General features: G+C 36.0%; 27 protein-coding genes and 1 pseudogene. 19 read left to right on the top strand and 9 right to left on the bottom strand.

The features are described from left to right. Positions 1-194 precede the first annotated feature (194 nt). Positions 195-731 carry a hypothetical protein gene (locus AC1Q8M_RS18015; protein ID WP_033657529.1) on the top strand — a complete coding sequence of 179 codons (537 nt, stop codon included), beginning with the start codon at positions 195-197 and terminating at the stop codon, positions 729-731. 40 nt (positions 732-771) lie between these two features. Here the strand turns inward: AC1Q8M_RS18015 and AC1Q8M_RS18020 are convergent, their stop codons facing one another. Further along, the gene (locus tag AC1Q8M_RS18020; RefSeq protein ID WP_000108654.1) at positions 772-1,155 is read right to left on the bottom strand and encodes a rhodanese-like domain-containing protein; all 384 of its coding nucleotides are present in this window, start codon (positions 1,153-1,155) and stop codon (positions 772-774) included. 170 nt (positions 1,156-1,325) lie between these two features. On the opposite strand from AC1Q8M_RS18020, the gene AC1Q8M_RS18025 reads away from it, so the two are divergent. Then, positions 1,326-2,162 carry a lipoate--protein ligase family protein gene (locus AC1Q8M_RS18025; RefSeq protein WP_000514092.1) on the top strand — a complete coding sequence of 279 codons (837 nt, stop codon included), beginning with the start codon at positions 1,326-1,328 and terminating at the stop codon, positions 2,160-2,162. A gap of 28 nt (positions 2,163-2,190) precedes the next feature. Here AC1Q8M_RS18025 and AC1Q8M_RS18030 read toward each other — a convergent pair whose 3' ends face one another. The 3 genes from AC1Q8M_RS18030 to AC1Q8M_RS18040 all read right to left on the bottom strand — a co-directional run bounded on the left by AC1Q8M_RS18030 (position 2,191) and on the right by AC1Q8M_RS18040 (position 4,229). After that, positions 2,191-3,033, bottom strand: coding sequence for a hypothetical protein (locus AC1Q8M_RS18030; RefSeq protein WP_000111924.1), 843 nt, complete (start codon positions 3,031-3,033; stop codon positions 2,191-2,193). A gap of 201 nt (positions 3,034-3,234) precedes the next feature. Next, positions 3,235-3,906, bottom strand: coding sequence for a DUF1129 family protein (locus AC1Q8M_RS18035; protein ID WP_000993596.1), 672 nt, complete (start codon positions 3,904-3,906; stop codon positions 3,235-3,237). A 5-nt stretch (positions 3,907-3,911) separates the two neighbouring features. After that, positions 3,912-4,229 carry a PadR family transcriptional regulator gene (locus tag AC1Q8M_RS18040; RefSeq protein ID WP_098360866.1) on the bottom strand — a complete coding sequence of 106 codons (318 nt, stop codon included), beginning with the start codon at positions 4,227-4,229 and terminating at the stop codon, positions 3,912-3,914. 157 nt (positions 4,230-4,386) lie between these two features. On the opposite strand from AC1Q8M_RS18040, the pseudogene splB reads away from it, so the two are divergent. The 3 genes and pseudogenes from splB (at position 4,387) to AC1Q8M_RS18055 (ending at position 6,702) form a co-directional block, all read left to right on the top strand. Beyond that, positions 4,387-5,412, top strand: a pseudogene (splB, locus tag AC1Q8M_RS18045) (spore photoproduct lyase). Positions 5,413-5,556: 144 nt separating this feature from the next. Next, entirely contained in the window at positions 5,557-5,985 is a 429-nt protein-coding gene (gene mntR / locus AC1Q8M_RS18050; RefSeq protein WP_001143080.1) for a transcriptional regulator MntR, read from the top strand. A 54-nt stretch (positions 5,986-6,039) separates the two neighbouring features. Next, positions 6,040-6,702 (top strand): HAD family hydrolase, encoded by a 663-nt coding sequence (locus AC1Q8M_RS18055; protein WP_033657528.1) that lies wholly within the window; start codon positions 6,040-6,042, stop codon positions 6,700-6,702. On the opposite strand, the gene AC1Q8M_RS18060 is transcribed toward AC1Q8M_RS18055, so the two are convergent. Continuing rightward, positions 6,699-7,100: an SA1362 family protein gene (locus tag AC1Q8M_RS18060; RefSeq protein ID WP_001014464.1), complete on the bottom strand. Its 402-nt coding sequence runs from the start codon at positions 7,098-7,100 to the stop codon at positions 6,699-6,701. The genes AC1Q8M_RS18055 and AC1Q8M_RS18060 overlap by 4 nt on opposite strands. Positions 7,101-7,179: 79 nt before the next feature. Next, positions 7,180-8,100, bottom strand: coding sequence for a DUF1385 domain-containing protein (locus AC1Q8M_RS18065; RefSeq protein WP_000807120.1), 921 nt, complete (start codon positions 8,098-8,100; stop codon positions 7,180-7,182). Positions 8,101-8,344: 244 nt separating this feature from the next. Between AC1Q8M_RS18065 and AC1Q8M_RS18070 the strand changes: the two genes are divergently transcribed. Genes AC1Q8M_RS18070 through efp form a run of 4 tightly spaced genes read left to right on the top strand, consistent with a single transcriptional unit; the run spans position 8,345 to position 10,971 of the window. Next, complete coding sequence (locus AC1Q8M_RS18070; RefSeq protein ID WP_000076886.1) at positions 8,345-8,833, top strand: YqhR family membrane protein; 489 nt, start codon at positions 8,345-8,347, stop codon at positions 8,831-8,833. A 52-nt stretch (positions 8,834-8,885) separates the two neighbouring features. After that, positions 8,886-9,326 carry a type II 3-dehydroquinate dehydratase gene (gene aroQ / locus AC1Q8M_RS18075; RefSeq protein WP_000735140.1) on the top strand — a complete coding sequence of 147 codons (441 nt, stop codon included), beginning with the start codon at positions 8,886-8,888 and terminating at the stop codon, positions 9,324-9,326. 4 nt (positions 9,327-9,330) lie between these two features. Further along, positions 9,331-10,392, top strand: coding sequence for a Xaa-Pro dipeptidase (gene pepQ / locus AC1Q8M_RS18080; protein WP_000411057.1), 1,062 nt, complete (start codon positions 9,331-9,333; stop codon positions 10,390-10,392). A 21-nt stretch (positions 10,393-10,413) separates the two neighbouring features. Further along, positions 10,414-10,971 carry an elongation factor P gene (gene efp / locus AC1Q8M_RS18085; RefSeq protein ID WP_000626513.1) on the top strand — a complete coding sequence of 186 codons (558 nt, stop codon included), beginning with the start codon at positions 10,414-10,416 and terminating at the stop codon, positions 10,969-10,971. A gap of 36 nt (positions 10,972-11,007) precedes the next feature. On the opposite strand, the gene AC1Q8M_RS18090 is transcribed toward efp, so the two are convergent. Together AC1Q8M_RS18090 and AC1Q8M_RS18095 are read right to left on the bottom strand one after the other, a co-directional pair. Further along, a complete protein-coding gene (locus AC1Q8M_RS18090; RefSeq protein ID WP_016512322.1) occupies positions 11,008-11,310 on the bottom strand; it encodes a hypothetical protein in 303 nt (100 codons plus the stop codon). Continuing rightward, positions 11,291-11,869: a GNAT family N-acetyltransferase gene (locus tag AC1Q8M_RS18095; protein ID WP_016512323.1), complete on the bottom strand. Its 579-nt coding sequence runs from the start codon at positions 11,867-11,869 to the stop codon at positions 11,291-11,293. Before AC1Q8M_RS18095 ends, AC1Q8M_RS18090 begins: the two co-directional genes overlap by 20 nt. A gap of 191 nt (positions 11,870-12,060) precedes the next feature. On the opposite strand from AC1Q8M_RS18095, the gene AC1Q8M_RS18100 reads away from it, so the two are divergent. Genes AC1Q8M_RS18100 through AC1Q8M_RS18140 form a run of 9 tightly spaced genes read left to right on the top strand, consistent with a single transcriptional unit; the run spans position 12,061 to position 17,570 of the window. Beyond that, positions 12,061-12,342 (top strand): YqhV family protein, encoded by a 282-nt coding sequence (locus AC1Q8M_RS18100; RefSeq protein ID WP_000816050.1) that lies wholly within the window; start codon positions 12,061-12,063, stop codon positions 12,340-12,342. A 27-nt stretch (positions 12,343-12,369) separates the two neighbouring features. After that, positions 12,370-13,296, top strand: a complete 927-nt coding sequence (spoIIIAA, locus tag AC1Q8M_RS18105) for a stage III sporulation protein AA (protein WP_000665907.1) — start codon at positions 12,370-12,372, stop codon at positions 13,294-13,296. Then, on the top strand, positions 13,290-13,805 hold the full coding sequence (gene spoIIIAB / locus AC1Q8M_RS18110; protein ID WP_000238703.1) for a stage III sporulation protein SpoIIIAB: 516 nt from the start codon (positions 13,290-13,292) through the stop codon (positions 13,803-13,805). Before spoIIIAA ends, spoIIIAB begins: the two co-directional genes overlap by 7 nt. 14 nt (positions 13,806-13,819) lie before the next feature. Further along, on the top strand, positions 13,820-14,023 hold the full coding sequence (spoIIIAC, locus tag AC1Q8M_RS18115) for a stage III sporulation protein AC (protein ID WP_000020914.1): 204 nt from the start codon (positions 13,820-13,822) through the stop codon (positions 14,021-14,023). A gap of 23 nt (positions 14,024-14,046) precedes the next feature. Continuing rightward, on the top strand, positions 14,047-14,430 hold the full coding sequence (spoIIIAD, locus tag AC1Q8M_RS18120) for a stage III sporulation protein AD (protein WP_077393170.1): 384 nt from the start codon (positions 14,047-14,049) through the stop codon (positions 14,428-14,430). 10 nt (positions 14,431-14,440) lie between these two features. Then, on the top strand, positions 14,441-15,613 hold the full coding sequence (spoIIIAE, locus tag AC1Q8M_RS18125) for a stage III sporulation protein AE (RefSeq protein WP_000946113.1): 1,173 nt from the start codon (positions 14,441-14,443) through the stop codon (positions 15,611-15,613). A 12-nt stretch (positions 15,614-15,625) separates the two neighbouring features. After that, positions 15,626-16,258, top strand: coding sequence for a stage III sporulation protein AF (spoIIIAF, locus tag AC1Q8M_RS18130; protein ID WP_001161037.1), 633 nt, complete (start codon positions 15,626-15,628; stop codon positions 16,256-16,258). Then, on the top strand, positions 16,248-16,910 hold the full coding sequence (spoIIIAG, locus tag AC1Q8M_RS18135; RefSeq protein ID WP_000368890.1) for a stage III sporulation protein AG: 663 nt from the start codon (positions 16,248-16,250) through the stop codon (positions 16,908-16,910). The genes spoIIIAF and spoIIIAG overlap by 11 nt, the downstream gene beginning before the upstream one ends. Positions 16,911-16,925: 15 nt before the next feature. After that, positions 16,926-17,570, top strand: coding sequence for a SpoIIIAH-like family protein (locus tag AC1Q8M_RS18140; RefSeq protein WP_000914710.1), 645 nt, complete (start codon positions 16,926-16,928; stop codon positions 17,568-17,570). A gap of 113 nt (positions 17,571-17,683) precedes the next feature. Here AC1Q8M_RS18140 and AC1Q8M_RS18145 read toward each other — a convergent pair whose 3' ends face one another. After that, positions 17,684-17,878, bottom strand: coding sequence for a hypothetical protein (locus tag AC1Q8M_RS18145; RefSeq protein WP_002000935.1), 195 nt, complete (start codon positions 17,876-17,878; stop codon positions 17,684-17,686). 469 nt (positions 17,879-18,347) lie between these two features. Here AC1Q8M_RS18145 and accB point away from each other — a divergent pair, with 469 nt between their 5' ends. Next, entirely contained in the window at positions 18,348-18,836 is a 489-nt protein-coding gene (gene accB / locus AC1Q8M_RS18150; protein ID WP_098360868.1) for an acetyl-CoA carboxylase biotin carboxyl carrier protein, read from the top strand. Positions 18,837-18,847: the final 11 nt, after the last annotated feature.

The raw sequence follows: 18,847 nt of genomic DNA on the forward strand, positions 1-18,847 counted from the left end.
CACTTGGGCGTAAGAATGATAGGGGTCTTTTTTGTTTGCAAAAAGTGTTGTCAAAATGTGGGAGAATAACGTGGAAAGTTTTCAAAGGTGGAGTTTGATGACAAAGCGAATATGAAGAGCATATCAACGCTTCGTTCTTTAAGAGAGCGGTATGAAAGGGCGGAAACAAATTGAAAAAAAGAATCATTTGTTTCGTGTTTTCTAGTTTTGTACTTAGTTCGTGTTCGTTTCAGCAAACGATGCAAGAAGAAAAACACTTTGTGGGAACAACAGGAGGAGCTATGGATCGTGTTACGGATCCTATTCCGCTAAAGGAACTTCCAAAATATTTTCCGGTGAAGTTTAAAGTTCCAACGTTTTTACCGTACGACATTACAAGTGATGTGAAGGGTGAAGTAAGAACGCTTGGGAAAAAGAACGCTGTCTTAACGATTAAATATAAACAGCAGGAGCCAGGTCGAAATGAGTATATTGAGTTAAATGTCGCGAACTTTCCTTATAGTTTTCCGGATCTCGTGGAAGAGAAGCGATTTCAAGAACAAATGAAACTGAATAATGGAACGTCTGCTTATTTTAAAAATAAAGATGATTATGAACGTGGTGACGAATTTGCTACGCTTATATGGAAAGAGAAAGGAATTGAATATCAGCTATTGTATCGGAATGTAGAAGAGAACGATAAAGAAACGATTAAGCAGAATTTATTATACATTGCGAACAAGATGAAATGAAAAAACTAGCCGATTTATTCAGCTAGTTTTTTGTATGTTATTATTTCTTTTTAATTTTGCCTGTCCAAGATTTAAATCCACCTTGTAATTGGTAGAAATCTTTGTAGCCTTGTTTTTTTAAGTATTGCGCTGCACGACCTGTACGGAATCCGCTTTGGCAATATAAGTAAACAGGTTGATCTTGACGAAGTTCTTTATGGCGAAGGCGAATTTGTGATAACGGAATGTTACGTGCACCTAAAATGTGCCCTGCGTTATATTCGTCTGTTTCACGAATATCGATAAGCTGTGCTTTACGGTAGCCAGCGCGAAATTCTTCTTCTGTAAGAGTTTTAATTAATTTTTTCTGATAGAAGTACATCCATACAGTGTAGCCGATAAATGCTACGATTACGGCTAATAAAATAATCCAAGTTGTTGACACGATTCTATCGCTCCCTTTTTTCTTATCCTACTTTCAATATTATAATGCCCATATGTATTTATGCAACAGATTCATTTGCATATAAGAAGAAATTTCGTATTCTTTCACAAATTTTGTCGAATTTGGTAGACTAGAGAATGTGAAAAATAATTGGTTATATGAGGTGCAGGATGGGAAAAGAAAAATGGTGTTATATTAACTCTGGTCAATGTTCACCGGCATTCAATATGGCGTTAGATGAATGTTTGTTAAGTTGGCAAAGTGAAAAGAAAATGCCACCAACAATTCGTTTTTATGAATGGGAAGTACCAACATTAACAGTTGGATATTTTCAACGTGTTGAGAAAGATATTAATATGGATGTAGTTAACGAAAAAAAATATGGATTCGTTCGTCGTCAAACAGGCGGCAGGGGTGTACTACATGACAAAGAGTTAACGTATAGTGTTATTGTGTCTGAAGATCATCCGAATATGCCAAAAACAGTTACAGAAGCGTATCGTGTTATTTCGCAAGGCTTATTAGATGGTTTTAAGGCATTAGGGTTAGAAGCATATTATGCAGTTCCAAAAACAGAAGCAGATCGTGAAAATTTGAAAAATCCACGTTCAGGTGTATGTTTTGATGCACCATCTTGGTATGAAATTGTAGTGGAAGGAAGAAAAATTGCTGGTAGTGCTCAAACACGTCAAAAAGGTGTTATTTTACAGCATGGATCGATTCCATTAGAAATTGATTTAGATGAACTATATGATCTATTTTTATTCCCAAATGAACGTGTGAAGGAACGTATGAAGAGTATGTTCTCTTCTAAAGCAGTAGCAATTAATGAATTAACAGACCGTACATTTACGATAGAACAGTTAATTAAAGCGTTTGAAATTGGGTTTGAAAAAGGATTGGATGTAGAACTTGTTCCATATGAATTAACAGAAGAACAGTTACATGAAGTTCAAACGTTAGCGAAAGAAAAGTATGAAAGTAATGAGTGGAATTATAAAAAATAAGAGATGGCAATTGCCATCTCTTATTTTTTTATAGTAAATTAAGTACTTTTTCTACTTTGATTCCTTTATCTTGTAAAGAACGAAGACGACTTACAACGTCCATAATTTCTTTATCAAATGTAACGCTAATACCTTGGCTTTGTAGTTCTTCTTTTAAGCTTTCAATAGAATCATCTATGTCGATGCCAAGCTCGTAATCTTGACAAACTTCAATTGTCTTTTTCACGAGTTTAACATAATTTTCTTGTAGTTTTGAATTTGTTTCAGTCAAAGCAGGCTGCTTCGGTTTTGCAGGAGCAACCGGTGCTGTCTCTTGCTTTGTAACTGGAGTAGGGACTACTTTTTTCACAGGTGCTGGAGTAGTTAGTTCTACAGCCGCTTCTACGCTTACTGGCTTCGGTGTCGGTACCGGAGTAGGTTTAGGTGCCATAGCAGGTGTTTCCACACGCGTAACAGGCTTAGGAGCAGGTGTAATTGCTTTTGGAGCTTCTACAACTACTTCTTTTTTCGGTGCTGCTTCTACCTGTGTTTCTTCTTGCTCGACAGCTTCTTTATTTTCTTTACTCCACATAACGCGTTCAATTTCTAGAGAAACATTGTTTTTGTTCATCGCTGTTAATGTAACTTTACCAACTTCAGCGTTTCCAGTGAAATCAACAATTTTATAAATAACACTCTTGTTCCAATCCACGTTTCCGCTCAAAAATAATTCTTCGTTACATTTCGGCGTTAAGCCCTCGATTTTAATTTCTGCGTTTACACCGTTTTCACTATATACCATAATTAGCGAAGCATTTACATCTTCGTCTGCTAACATTAGTTCACGTACCATTTTGCCGGTGCGTACTTGCGTTTTCTTCTTAACTGACATCTAATTTCTCCTCTCAAAAATTCAGTAATAATAAAAAAATCGTATAACGAAAAATAATTGCTCACGAAGATTTATGATACCGATAATAAAAGCATCACGTCAACAATTAACTTTAATTATTTTGCATTTTTCTTATTTTCTTTATGAAATTTTTCAATTTGTAAAATTAGACAGAAGAAAAAACAGCCTTTTGAAGGGCTGTTAAAAATTTGATTTTTTATATAGTAATTTATATAAAATAAAAAATAAGATAGCAATTAAAGCATTTTGCCAAAAGGTTAGATGATAAATGAGATAAGGTTGCTTTTGGAAATAAATATTTAAGAATACAGCGGAACAAAATGGGGTAGCAAATGCGAATCCAAATAGAATTCTTCTTTTCCAATTCATTTTCTGATCAAAGGAGTAACGCTTTAACAAATATAAAATAAATAGTATACCTAGTATAATTATTGAAACAGACAAAGTAGTTCCAAGGATGCTAAAAGGCGGACTTGATAATGTATTGTTTTTTTCAAAGAGAAACATAAAAAATGAAACAATTGCATCGATTCCAAACTGTATAGCAAGAAGTAAGCTAACAGAAAATCCAATTAAAGAAGTTTTTTCTAACTTTGTTTGGGTTGGTAAAGCTGATATAAGTTCATCGCAATAAGATTGTAAATCATTACCGAAAATGTCGTAAGCACTTTTATTTTCTGCTTGTGCTTCGATAAGATGATCTAATATTTCTAGTAAAAGTTCCTCCATTTGTTGCTGAGGTACGTTTGATATTCGAAGATATACTAACATATCGCCATAAGCAGCTTCGTTTTCGGAAGTTAGAAGCTCACGTTTTTTATTATTCAATTCAACCATGTCTTGGGCATTCATCCTCATCACTCCCCCTGTAATAAGTTATTTACCGTAGTAGAAATCATTCCCCAGCTTTGTTTAAATTTTTCAAGCTGTCCTAATCCTTTATCCGTTACGTGATAATATTTTCGCTTTGGACCAAGTGAGGAGGCTTTTAATGTTCCTTCAATCAATTTTTCTTTTTGCATACGTAACAATAACGGATATATGCTTCCTTCGCTTACGAATGTAAAGCCGTGTTTATTTAATTTTGTGCTCAGTTCATATCCGTACACTTCTTCTTGTGAAATGATGTATAGGATGCAACCTTCTAGTACACCTTTTAACATTTGGCTGTGCATGATTTCACCACCTTTTACTCAGGTAACTTGCGTTGCAAGGTAGCCGTTATCCAAATTATAACATTCAGTAACTTGCAACGCAAGTTACTGAAGTGGAAAACTTTAATGAGTGTTAACTTTTCAACGTTTCCCATACTAACGAGAGGGAGGGAAGCACATGAAACCATTTATGCCAAAACTCGTTTACTTTGAACCAAAGGCACTTGAATATCCGCTTGGAAAAGAGCTTTATGAGAAGTTTACGAAGATGGGATTAGAGATTCGTGAAACGACATCACATAATTAAATTAGAAATTTACCAGGAGAAAATGATTTGCAAAAGTATCGTAATGCAAAGGCTACACTTGTCGTTGGAGTGAGGAAGACGCTAAAGTTTGATACGTCAAAACCGTCAGTTGAATATGCAATTCCGCTCGCCACAGGGTGTATGGGACATTGTCATTATTGCTATTTGCAAACGACACTTGGGAGTAAGCCTTACGTTCGTGTGTATGTCAATCTTGATGAAATATTTGAGAAGGCAAAGCAATATATGGATGAAAGGGCACCTGAAATAACAAGATTTGAAGCGGCGTGTACATCAGACATTGTTGGGATTGATCATTTAACACATGCATTAAAGCGGGCGATTGAATTCATTGGAGAAAGTGAATATGGGCGTTTACGTTTCGTTACGAAATATTCGCATGTTGATCATTTATTAGATGCAAAGCATAATGGGAAAACTCGTTTCAGGTTTAGTATAAATTCACGATATGTAATTAAAAATTTTGAACCAGGGACATCGCCGTTTGAAGAGCGAATTGAGGCGGCTCGTAAAGTAGCAGGTGCAGGTTATCCACTTGGTTTTATAGTTGCACCACTTTATATGCATGAGGGATGGGAAGAAGGATACCGCGAATTATTTGAACGACTGTACAATGCACTGAAAGATATGTCGATACCAAATTTAACGTTTGAATTGATTCAGCATCGTTTTACGAAACCAGCGAAAAAGGTTATTCAAGAGCGTTATCCAAATACGAAGCTTGAAATGGATGAAGAGAAGCGAAAGTATAAATGGGGACGATATGGAATTGGGAAATATGTATATAAAAAAGATGATGCAGAAGTATTGGAGGAAACGATTCGAGGATATATTCATCACTTTTTTCCTGACGCAGAAATTCAATATTTTACATGAAAGGAACTTGTATTTGAATACAGGTTCTTTTCACTTTTGTAGATTTAGGCTCGTTTCCACCTTGTCACGTTATTCTTTCTGGTGTATCATTTTATTGATTGCTTCGTACGGAATAAGCAAAATGAAATTGGATGGAGGAAACCGATGCCTACCCCTAGTATGGAAGATTATATTGAACAAATTTATTTGTTGATTGATGAAAAGGGTTATGCCCGTGTATCTGATATTGCTGAAGCGCTTAGTGTACATCCATCCTCTGTAACAAAAATGGTACAAAAATTAGACAAAGACGAATATCTAATTTATGAAAAATATAGAGGGCTTGTATTAACATCAAAAGGTAAAAAAATCGGAGAACGTCTCGTATATCGACATGAATTGTTAGAACAGTTTATGCGCATTATCGGTGTGGATGAAAGTAAAATTTATAATGATGTAGAAGGAATTGAACATCATTTAAGTTGGGAATCAATTGACCGTATCGGTGATTTAGTACAATACTTTGAACAAGATGAGGTTCGAGTGGAAACACTTCGTGGTGTTCAAAAAGCAAATGAAGAGAAAAGTAATTAAGGGGAACGGATGGCGTTTCCTTTTTTATTTCAATTCGAAAAGGATGGGAGAATTATGAAAGCAATTATTTTTGATTTTGATGGATTAATTGTGGACACAGAAACGATATGGTTTCACTCTTTCAGAGATGCTGTTCGTGAATACGGCGGAGAGCTACCTTTAGAGGAATTTGCGAAATGCATTGGAACAACAGATGAGGTGCTTTTTGCATATTTAAATGATCAATTAAAAGAGAAGTTTAACAAAAGTGTATTAAAAGAAAAAGTGGCAACTTTACATAAAGAGAAAATGAAAATACCAGAAGCTCGTGACGGGGTAAAAGAATATTTAGAAGAAGCGAAAGAAATGGGATTAAAAATCGCACTAGCTTCTAGTTCGTCTAGAGAATGGGTTATTCATTTTTTAGAAGAGCTACAGATTCGAGAATATTTTGAAGTAATTAAAACGAGAGAAGATGTTGAGAAGGTAAAACCAGATCCAGCTCTTTATCGAGTTGCAATAGAAGAATTAGGAATTAAGCCATCTGAAGCTGTTGTATTTGAAGATTCATTAAATGGATTGAGAGCAGCAGTTGCAGCGGGATTAACATGCGTTGTTGTACCTAATGATGTGACACGGAATTTATTATTTGAAAATCATCATCTTCGAATTGAAAGTATGAGAGAGAAAAGTTTAAAAGAAGTGCTTCAAAGTATAAAAAAAGACCGTATTTCCTAAAAGGAAGCACGGTCTTTCTTTTTGCTTTTTTTGCCTTCAATGACAGTTAAATGAGACTGTTTTCTTTTTCGTTTCAAAGTGGAAGAATTCCCTTTTTTACTTTTGTCATTAGAAGTATTTGACTTAAGGAAAGAATTGCCTAGGGGTGCTACATTTTGTTTCCCATGTTTGCGGTTCGATTGTTTTGCCGCACGCTTATATGAGCTTTGCGAATTTGCAGAACCACTGGAATTTGTAAACATCTTGTATAGCAAGTAAAAGATACCGACAACAAGTAACATGTACCCGATATTTCTTAATACACCCATGGGATTTGTAATAACAGATGAAACAAGGCCGAATATTGCCAATCCAATAATAAGCACAAATATAGCGAAAGTAAACGAACGACCGTTCATAAGGGACACCTCCTAAAAACGTATATTAAAATTAGTATATTAACGATGAGGAAAGGAGTTGAACACCATTTTTAAATAATTATTGTTTGTTCTCTAAACGTAATAATTCTTCAAACGATGCAATTGCTACTTCCACTTGGTCATCTGTTGGTTCTTTCGTTGTTAATAGTTGTAGCCATAACCCAGGATACCCAAGTACGCGTAATACGGGAATATCTCTTAATCGATTTGTAAATTGCAATACTTCAAAAGAAATACCAAGTACTACTGGAATTAATAAAATTCGGTTTATAACTCGTGCCCAAAGAGGATCTGTAGGGACTAGGAAATAAACGAACATTCCAATAATGACTGTAAATATAATAAAGCTACTGCCGCATCTATAATGGAGGCGAGTTTGCTTTTGAACGTTTTCTACAGTCAGAGGAAGGTTATTCTCATAAGCATTGATTACCTTATGCTCTGCACCGTGATACTGAAATACCCGCTTAATAAGTGGGGTTAAAGAAATAAAGTATATATAGCTCAATAATAGCATGAGCTTAATGACACTTTCGACAATGATTTGCCCAGTATGAGATGGGAAAATCGGTCTCGTTAATTCAGCTAATAGTGCAGGAACTGCTGTGAAGATGACTTTACCGAATATGAAAGATAAAACGCCAACAGCTGCAACTCCTAATACCATCGTTAATTTTGATTGTTCTTCTTTTTTATTTGCAATTTGTTCATCATCTTCTGGGTGGACGTCAAATCGTTCTGAAGCGAAGTTTAAATGCTTTGCTCCATTCGCACTTGCATCCACAATAGCGGCAATACCTCGTAAAAATGGAATTTTTTTTAGGATAGATAATACTTTATTACGAACGCGTGGTAATCGATAAAATTCAATCGATTTATCTTTACGACGAACCGCTGTAACAGTATATTCTCTACCGCCAAACATAACTCCTTCAATGACCGCTTGCCCGCCATATATTTGTTTTGACTCTTCTGCCATGTTAACACCAACCTGTATTTGTTTCTCTCTTATGTAGAAAAAGAGGCAATTGTCATACTGGGTTCTGTCGTTTTGAAATAAGACAATCACCGAGTTTCCTTTATTTTATCGGCAAATACAAGTAGATGACAAGGGAAAATGTTATGAGAGTCGGACATTTCTTATTCTTTTTATAGACAAATTTCGCAGGATTTAAACATGCTTCAAAATAGTTTCGGGCATACTATTGAGCGGAGGTGTCGATGTGAGTCAAGAACAATTAGGAACAAGGAATTTTGTACAAATCGGTTTGTTTGGTGGAATCTTTTGGGGCGGGATATGGTATTTCCTTCACATATTTTCATTCACGGAGGCGGGACCGAATTATTTCCTTTTACCATTTGCGTTTGGAAGTTGGAAAGAAGGTGTATGGGGGAATGTGTCAGGAATAGTTTGTATGGGACTTCTTTCAATTTTGATTGCCTTTTTGTATAAAGCATTTTTTGCGAAGTTTGAGGGGATTATTGCGGGAATTATTTATGGATTATTTTGGTGGGCATTACTGTTTTTGGGGATGGGTTTAATGGCTCCTGTTATTAAAAGTGCGCTCCATTTACCAAAAGAGACAATTGTAACGACAATATGTATTTTTATATTGTATGGTGTGTTTATAGCATATTCTGTTTCTTACGCAGTAAATAGCAATAAAGTAGAACAAGAAGGGCGAGAGAAGACGAACTATTCAAATAAGTAACTCCTATGTTAAAATATTGTATAGATATTTAATATTAAGGAGTTTTAAGAATATGAAAAAGTTACTCCTCGTAAACGGGCCTAACCTAAATCGCCTCGGTGTTCGTGAGGTAAATGTATATGGAAAGGGCACGCTAGCGACACTTGAAGCAGATATGAAGCAAGAAGCGGAAACAATGGGAGTGGAGTTAGAATGTTTCCAATCGAATCATGAAGGTGCCATTATCGACATTATTCATGAAGCGGAAGATATATATGAAGGGATCATTTTAAATCCGGGAGCATTTACGCATTATAGCTATGCGATTCGTGATGCCATTGCGAGCATTTCGATTCCTGTTATTGAAGTACATATTTCTAACATTCATCAGCGTGAATCGTTTCGTCACGAATCTGTGACGGCAGCTGTTTGTGCAGGACAAATTGTTGGATTTGGTTTTTATGGCTATAAGTTAGCGTTATTTGCATTAATGGAGAAATTGAGGGAGGCATAAAGTAATGGAGAAAATTGAAAGATTACGAAGTGCATTTGGTGAGGCTGGCATTGACGGTATTTTGTTAACAAATGAACATAGTCGTAGATATATGGCTAACTTCACAGGAACAGCAGGTGTAGTTCTTATTTCAAAAGATCGTGCTCAATTTATTACAGATTTCCGTTACGTCGAGCAGGCAAGTAAACAAGCGGTTGGATATGAGATTGTACAGCACGCAGGATTAATCATTGATGAAGTGGCAAAGCAAGTGAAAGAGCTTGGAATTCAAAAGCTTGGTTTTGAGCAAGATACTCTTACATATAGTTCTTATTCAGCGCATAAGGAAGCGATTGATGCTGAATTTATCCCAACTTCTGGACTTGTAGAAAAGTTACGCTTGATAAAGACTGATTCAGAGATTAAGATATTAAAGGAAGCTGCACAGATTGCAGATGCTGCCTTTGAGCATATTCTATCATTCATTCGCCCGGGAGTATCTGAAATTGAAGTGTCAAATGAACTTGAATTTTTCATGAGAAAACAAGGAGCAACATCTTCTTCGTTTGATATTATCGTTGCTTCAGGTCTTCGTTCGGCATTACCGCACGGCGTGGCATCTGAAAAAGTGATAGAAACAGGAGATTTCGTTACATTAGACTTCGGCGCTTATTACAAAGGGTATTGCTCTGATATTACTCGTACGATTGCAGTCGGTGAACCATCTGATAAATTAAAAGAAATTTATAATATCGTTTTAGAAGCACAACTACGTGGTGTGAACGGTATTAAAGCTGGTTTAACAGGTCGCGAGGCTGATGCGCTAACGCGTGATTACATAACGGAAAAAGGATATGGTGAATACTTTGGACACTCTACTGGTCATGGAATAGGTCTTGAAATCCATGAAGCGCCAGGTTTAGCGTTCCGTTCTGATACAGTACTTGAACCCGGTATGGCTGTAACAGTAGAACCAGGTATTTATATTCCAGGTATTGGCGGCGTACGTATTGAAGATGATATCATTGTGACAAGTGAAGGTAATGAAGTAATTACGAAATCACCAAAAGAACTTATTATTTTGTAATACACAGGAGGATTTTTTTACATGATTTCAGTAAACGATTTTCGTACAGGTTTAACAATTTCAGTGGACAATGCCCTTTGGCAAGTACTTGATTTCCAACACGTAAAGCCAGGTAAAGGTGCTGCATTTGTTCGTTCTAAACTACGTAACATTCGCACAGGATCTGTTCAGGAGAAAACATTCCGTGCAGGTGAGAAAGTAGAAAAAGCACACATCGAAAACCGTCGTATGCAATACTTATACGCAAGTGGTGAGGCTCACGTATTTATGGATAACGGAACTTATGAGCAAATCGAGCTTGGTGAAAAACAAATCGAGCGCGAGCTTAAATTCCTAAAAGAAAACATGGAAGTAGCAATCATGACTTACCAAGGCGAAGTACTTGGTGTTGAACTTCCAAACACAGTTGAATTACAAGTTACAGAAACAGAGCCTGGTATTAAAGGTGATACTGCTTCTAACGTAACAAAACCAGCTACATTAGAAACTGGTCTTGTTGTACAGGTACCAATCTTCATTAACGAAGGCGAAATGCTTATCATCAACACTGGTGAAGGTAAATACGTTTCTCGTGCATAGTAGAAAAGCACTCGTGATAATTCACGAGTGCTTTTTTTATAGGAAATAGGGTATATAGTAAATAGCTGTTACAATAAAACTGAAAGCTGTAAGACTAGCAGCACCTACTGTGTAAGGGCTCCATGTCATACGAAAAGGTTTTACTTCACCTGTTTTATATATAGTGTGATCAATATTGGCATTTTGGTTTATATTTAAAGCAATGAGCCAAATTGTACCGAATATCCCTAAACTACCAAGGAAAAATGTCTCTATAAATGACCAACCGACCAATAAGGAAAAAAGATAAATAAGAGCTAATTCTACTACAACGGTTAAACTAATTTTCAATTTCTTCATATTTTTCCCCCTCATTCTGTAATCTCAACCAGTTTAAAAAATTTTCACGTGACACGACATGCAAAGAGCAAGTTGACTTTACTTCTTTCTCTAGTGCAGCGTGTTCGTCTGGAAACTTGTTTTCCACATGCAATGAAATATAAGGTAGTTTTTCTTGTGCTTTTAACGAGCGGGTATTATTCGTTTTAGCACCAGCAAATACGTAGGAAAGTTGTAAGTCTAAAAAGGCGATTTTAAAGATTTCTTTTTTAGCAGCCTCGTTATAGCCTTTTCCCCAGTACGGATAGCCGAGCCAACTACCAATGTGAGATTGCTTCTTCTCATCATTAATATGTTTAAGTGTGGTGAGGCCAATTATTTCATTCTCTTCATTCACAATCATTCTCGATAAGGATTTCTTTTGATGTTCTTCTTCTATTGCGAAAAGAAGAAATGCTTTTGTGTCTTCGATGTTTTCTACCGTTATCCCTAATGCATTTTTTATATGTGGATCACTTGATAGCTCGAAAATCACATTTGTATAGCGTAAATCGAGTGGTAATAAAGTAACGTGCTGCATGGTTTATACCCCTTTTAAACTAAATATACCATAATATACCATAAAGTAATATGAATATTCAGATTCTAATTCGGGCTTTAGAGAAAAATTATGTTTTTACTTCTGAAATAGACAACCTCTGCATATGGTTGTACAAATATATTCTTTTTAAGAATACGAAGTTAGTAACTGTTACGGGAGAAGGTGGAAGAATGAAACAGTGGCTAGCGGCAATGGAAACATCCGTGCTTGTTATGGGAGCACTTCGATTATTTTCAGGTAGTGCGGAGATATTTGCTGCTTTGCTTATGCTTTATGTGAATGATGCGAAGAAAGCGTTGTTTATAAATGGTATGTTAGCGTTTGTTGGACCTACCGTATTAATTTTAACAATGACAATTGGGATAGCGAGTGTAGCAAGTGAAATTTCTTTCTTGAAGCTCTTTTTTCTAGCGCTTGGAATTTGCTGTATTTTTATCGCATTACTGAAATAGTAAGTCGAGTATAGTGGGGAGAAGCCGATGAAAGAGGTATTAGAAGTTTTACCAAAAACGATGAAGTATTTAATTGAAGAATGTAAGCAATACGATGCTTTAGAGGAAATTCGTGTTCGAATTGGAAGACCGCTAGAGTGTATTGCACACGGAAAGGTGTTTTTTTATGACTATATCACTACTGCAGAGGATGCTATTTACTTACTGAATAAGTTAAGTCAATTCTCAATTTATACGATGGAAGAGGAATTAAAACGTGGGTATGTGACACTTCGCGGGGGGCATAGAATCGGATTAGCGGGAAAAGTCATTACAGAAAAAAGCGCAGTGAAAATGATTCGTGATGTCTCTTCCTTTAATATTCGTATTGCTCGTCAAAAAATAGGGATTGCTGAACCGCTTTTGCCATATTTGTATGAAAAAAGATGGTTAAACACGATGGTAATTGGCCCTCCGCAAACGGGAAAAACGACACTTTTAAGAGATGTAGCTCGTTGCATGAGTCAAGGAGTAAGTGCCTCGGAAATTCCTTCTTGTAAAGTGGGGATCGTTGATGAACGGTCAGAAATTGCTGGCTGTGTGAAAGGGATCCCGCAATATGATTTTGGTACCCGAGTCGATGTGTTAGACGCGTGTCCAAAGGCAGAAGGAATGATGATGATGATTCGTTCTATGAGTCCTGATATTTTGATCGTAGATGAAATTGGCCGTAAAGAAGATAGTGAAGCAATTATGGAGGCAGTGCATGCAGGTGTTCAGCTTTTTATAAGTGCACACGGATTTTCCTATGAGGATGTTGTGAGACGTCCATCGCTAAAGGCAGTGCTAGAGCTTGGTATATTTGATAGGTTTGTGGAGTTGTCAAAAGCGAGGGGTCCAGGAACGGTTATGCAGGTGAAAGATAAATATGGAAAACCAGTGCTATCAAGTAGAAAGGCTGAGGGCGTATGGTGAAAATATTCGGTGCAGTGTTAATCGTTGCGGTCAGCACCTTTTTCGGGTTTTCATACGCTAAAAGATATAGTGAGAGGCCGAGGCAACTTAGATTATTAAAATCAGCACTTCAATCATTAGAAGCAGAAATTATGTATGGACACACACCTTTATCTGAGGCTGCCGAGCGATTAGTTAAACAAATGCCAAAGCCATTAAATTGGATATTTCAAAGTTTCGCCAGAAGACTACAAAGCGGGGAACAAACAGTAAGAGAAGCGTGGATAGATAGTTTGAAAGAGAACTGGAAGTTAACCGCATTTCAACAAACTGAGTATGAAATACTGCAGCAATTTGGTGAAACGCTCGGGCAACATGATCGTGAATCACAACAAAAACATATTCGCTTATGTATTACACATTTGGAGAGAGAAGAAGGAGAAGCGAAAGCGCTACAACTGCAATACGAAAAAATGATTAAGAGCTTAGGGGTACTAGCAGGGCTACTTATTGTAATTTTACTGCTATAGGGGGGAGAAAGGCGATGTCCATTGATGTTGGATTAATATTTCAAATCGCCGGAATCGGCATTGTTTTAGCTTTCATTCATACTGTACTAAAAGAATTAAAGCGGGAGGATATTGCAAATTGGGTTATCCTTGTCGGTTTTGTCGTCATTTTATTTCATGTTGCATTTTTAATTAACACGCTATTTGACAAGATTAAAAGTGTCTTTCTCTTCCAGTAAAGGAGGCGGTTCGAATCGAAATTATACAAATTGTCGGATTAGGCCTCGTTGCTACGTTTTTAGCTGCTGTTTTGAATCAGCATAAATCTAGTATTACATCTTTATTTATTGTGTTCGTAGGTAGCGTGATGTTTCTTATTTTAATCGATCAAATTCATTCTATTTTACAAATGATTGAGAGAGTAGCAAGTGAAGCGAAAGTTAGTAACGTCTACGTGGAAACGTTACTAAAGATTATTGGAATTGCTTATATTGCTGAGTTTGGAGCCCAAATTACAAAAGATGCTGGTCAAGGTGCCATCGCTTCGAAAATTGAACTTGCTGGGAAAATCTTAATTCTCGTTATGGCGATTCCTATTTTGACGGTTGTAATTGAAACTATTCTCGGATTTTTACCGACGGGATAAGGGGGAGTGAATGTTGAGGAGGTTTGGAGCTAAGCTGCTATTTGCTTGCTTCCTTTTCTTTTCTTTACCGGTTGTTGTACAAGCTTCTCCTGTAGAAACAAACGTCGTTGATCAACAATTGGATAAGCTCGGAATTGAAGATGTGAAGCAATTTTGGGACGGGCTTGTTACAAAATATGGAGGCTATTTGCCAGAGAGTCAAAAAGGGAGCTTTATGGAGTTTGTAAAGGGAGAAAAAGAATTCTCTCTAAAAGAGTGGATGATAGGGTTATTAAAATATTTATTTCATGAGCTTGCTGCTAATGGAAAACTGCTTGGCACACTTATTATGCTCACAATCTTTAGTGCATTGTTGCAATCACTGCAATCCGCTTTTTCAAAAAGTAGCGTAAGTAAAATTGCTGATGCTGTTGTGTATATGGTACTTATTATTTTTGCTTTAAATAGTTTTTATGTCGTTATGACATATGCAAGAGAAACGATACAAACAATGGTAGATTTCATATTAGCGTTATTGCCAATTTTGCTGGCGCTTATAGCAACTGGGGGCGGGGTTGTATCTGTATCATTTTTTCATCCGGTTATCATTTTCTTAATGAATACGAGTGGGCTTCTTATGAATTATATCGTTCTACCACTTTTATTACTGGCAACGATATTAAGTATTGTAAGTACAATGAGTGATCAATATAAAGTGACGAAATTATCCAAGCTTCTGCAAAACGTTAGCGTAGGGATTATCGGTGTCTTTTTAACAATTTTTTTAGGAGTATTATCTGTACAAGGGACAGCAACAGCTGTTGCTGATGGAATAGCTGTGAAAACTGCTAAATTTGTAACAGGAAACTTCATTCCAGTAGTTGGAAGGATGTTTACAGAAGCGGCAGATACTGTTATTAGCGCATCAGGATTATTGAAAAACACAGTCGGAATTATTGGGCTCGTCATTTTATGCTTAATTGTTGCTTTTCCAGCGATTCAAATTTTCTGTATTGCATTTATTTATAAATTCGCAGCAGCAGTATTGCAACCGGTTGGCGGCGGAGCAATTATTCAATGTTTAGACATTATTGGACGAAGCATCATTTACGTATTTGCTTGCTTAGCTATCGTATCATTTATGTTCTTTTTAAGTATTACAATTATTATTGCTGCGGGGAATATTACACTTATGATGCGGTAGGAGGTGAAGAGTATGCAATTTGTTACAGAGTGGATCAGAAATATTATCGTTTTTTTGCTCTTAGCAACAATGCTTCATCTTATTCTTCCAAATTCGAATTTGCAAAAATACGTTAAATTCGTTGTAAGTCTTTTGTTAGTCGTATTAATTTTAACGCCCCTTTTTAAACTATTGCAGACAGATGTAAATGAAGTAATTGCAAATTTTAATGAAGAAAAGTACGTAGCAGAAGGATCTGTAAAAAATTCAATAGATTCGAAGAAAAAAGAAATACAAGCTCTAACACGTGCATATAGTTTAGAAGAGATGGCTACCAAAATGAAAAAAGAAGTAGGAAAAGAGTTTGAGAAAAAGTATGGTATGACTGTCTCTGAAATACAAATAGTCGCAGCAGAAAATACAGAAGAAGTAAAGTCAGCGAAAGATATTCAATCTGTTGTTGTGACGTTGAAAGAAAAAGAACGTAGTAAAAATGATGCAATCGAAACAGTAAAGCCAATTGAAATTAACACGAAAGAGCCTCCAAAAAAAGTGGAAGAAACGAATGTAGAAATGAAAGATTTCTTTTCAAGCAGATGGCAACTAGAGGGTAAACAAATCCAAGTTCAAATGGAAGGGAGGACAGGTAGAGTAAATGGACAATAAAGATAAAAATTCGAAGTTCTCATTTTTTCGAAACTTATTGAATGGGGATCAAAAAGAAAGCAACGAGAAGGGTAAAAAGGTAACACCTAAGTTTTTACTTGTCCTACTCATACTTGGAATTTTGCTTATGTTTTCTAGTAGTCTCTTTTCAAGTAAAAAAGAAGAAGTACCTGTATTTAAAGAACAAAAAACTCAAAATCAAGAAAAAGACGTACCAACTTTCGGACAAAAAAGTAATGATAGTATGTCAAATGTAGAAAAATATGAAAAAGCGTATGAACAAGAATTAAAAACTGCTTTAGAAGAAATAGCAGGAGTAAAAGACGTAACGATTAAAGTGAATTTAGATTCATCTGAAGAAAAAATTTTAGAAAAAAATACAGTGAAACGCTCACAAACAACAGGTGAAACAGATAAAACAGGCGGTAAGAGAGAAGTAGAGGACGAGTCTCTTGATGAAAAGACTGTCATTATACGTGAAGGGGACAAAGAAACTCCTGTTGTTTTACGAACAGAGAAGCCGAAAGTACGTGGTGTTCTTGTCGTAGCAAAGGGAGTGGATAATATACAAGTTAAAGCAATGGTAAAAGAAGCTGTGATAAGGCTGCTAGATGTACCGGCCCATCGCGTTTCAGTTTCACCGAAAAATTGATAGGGAGGAAATAAAGTGTTAAAAAAACAAACAGTTTGGTTATTAACGATGTTAAGTTTAGTTGTTGTACTATCTGTGTATTACGTGACAACTCCTGACAAAATGAATACAGCATCGCCGGCAACAGGTGAAAAGATTGGACAAGAAAAACAAGGTACTGATAAAGCAGTAACAAACGAAGCGCCTAAAGAAACTCCGAAAAAAGAAAATACAAGCAAGGAAACAACAAATAAAGAAACAGACAAAAAAGAAAATGCAAAAAAAGAAACAAGTAAAAAAGAGGGCAATGTATCAGTTCAATCAAGTGATGAGAATTTCACAGCTTTACGTATGCAAATGGAAGATCAGCGTAGTGAACAAAAAGCAAAATTACAAGAAGTGATGAGTTCAACAAAAGCTTCAGCAACAGAAAAGAATAAAGCAAAAGAAAATTTTGATGCCATTACGACAATGGAAACGAAGCAAGAATTACTTGAGACAGTAATTAAATCTCAAGGAGGATATCCAGATGCTCTTGTAAGAGCTGATGGTACTGACATTAGAGTAACGGTTAAAGCGGCAAAACATTCACAGAAAGAAGCAAATAAAATTATTCAACTTGTAAGAAGTGAAGGCGGATCAAAAGATGTAGGTGTGAAATTTGATCCACCAGCGAAATAGGTGAAACTTTAATCCGCAGGGATTTCCCTGCGGATTATTATCTTTTACTAAGCAAAGGGTATGCAAATAGTAAAATAGAGTATGTAAGTAAATGTGTGAATAGAAAAAAGCTATCATTTTCGATAGCTTTTTTCTATTTCGTCTTTGTAGTTATTTTTACTATGTTCAACTCGGAATGGAGAAACACGTTGCGAGTAAAAGATTAATGGTTCATGGTACTGATGATTACTTTTTCCGGATTTGACGTGGATGCAAAGAACACATGCCCAAACGATTACAGCAGGTAAAAAGAGAATGAGCCATATCATATTTCCACACCTCGACACAATATATTTTCTACACTTTGAACATACTATTCTTATATGAAGGAATGATGAACGGCGTGTAAACAAAAAAATAATATTTGGTAAAAATATGTTATTGACTATAGGTGTAGTGAAGAGTGGAGAGGGAATGGCATGTTTGCTGTGTAACGTTTTGCTAAAGTAGTGAATGTTTTTTAAGAAGTGGTCTTGCCAATTTCATGTGAAACTTGGTATTATTACTAGGTATTAAATTTTTATTGGAATAATATTTTTACAGGAGTTTCGATTTATTATAAAGAAATATAAATTGGAATGTTTAAAAAATTTATCGTAAGATGGAAATAGTAAATATTTCTATTAGTTAATGAAATATATTTTCTAATAGAATACATCGTATTTTTACAGTCAATCTAGTTTTCGTGACGAGAATCTGTAAAAACGGGACAAACAAGAGTATGGGAGTGGATTTTACATGTTTAAAATTCAAGAAGTTCGTGAATTAATTAAATTAATTGATAGCTCTAATATTGATGAATTTGAATACAAAAAAGACGGTACAACAATCAAAATGAAAAAGCGTGGTAATGAAGTTGTTGCTGTGCAAGCACCTGCAGCAAAACAAGCTATGCAACCAGTAGCGCCTATTGAAGTTGAAACGACAGTAGCAGCAGCGCAAGCAGAAGCGCCAAAACAAGAAGAAAATAAAACTGTTCAAGATGAAAACCTACATAAAATCACATCACCGATGGTAGGTACATTCTATTCTTCTTCTTCACCTGATACACCTCCATATGTAAGTGTTGGGGATAGAGTATCGAAAGATTCTATCGTATGTATTGTCGAGGCTATGAAGTTATTTAACGAAATTGATGCTGATGTAGAGGGCGAAATTGTTGAAATTCTTGTTAATAACGGACAGCTTGTTGAGTATGGACAACCGCTATTTCTTGTAAAAGCGTAATAAGGGAGTCT

This window comes from Bacillus sp. GW823-FHT06A10, assembly GCF_058795375.1.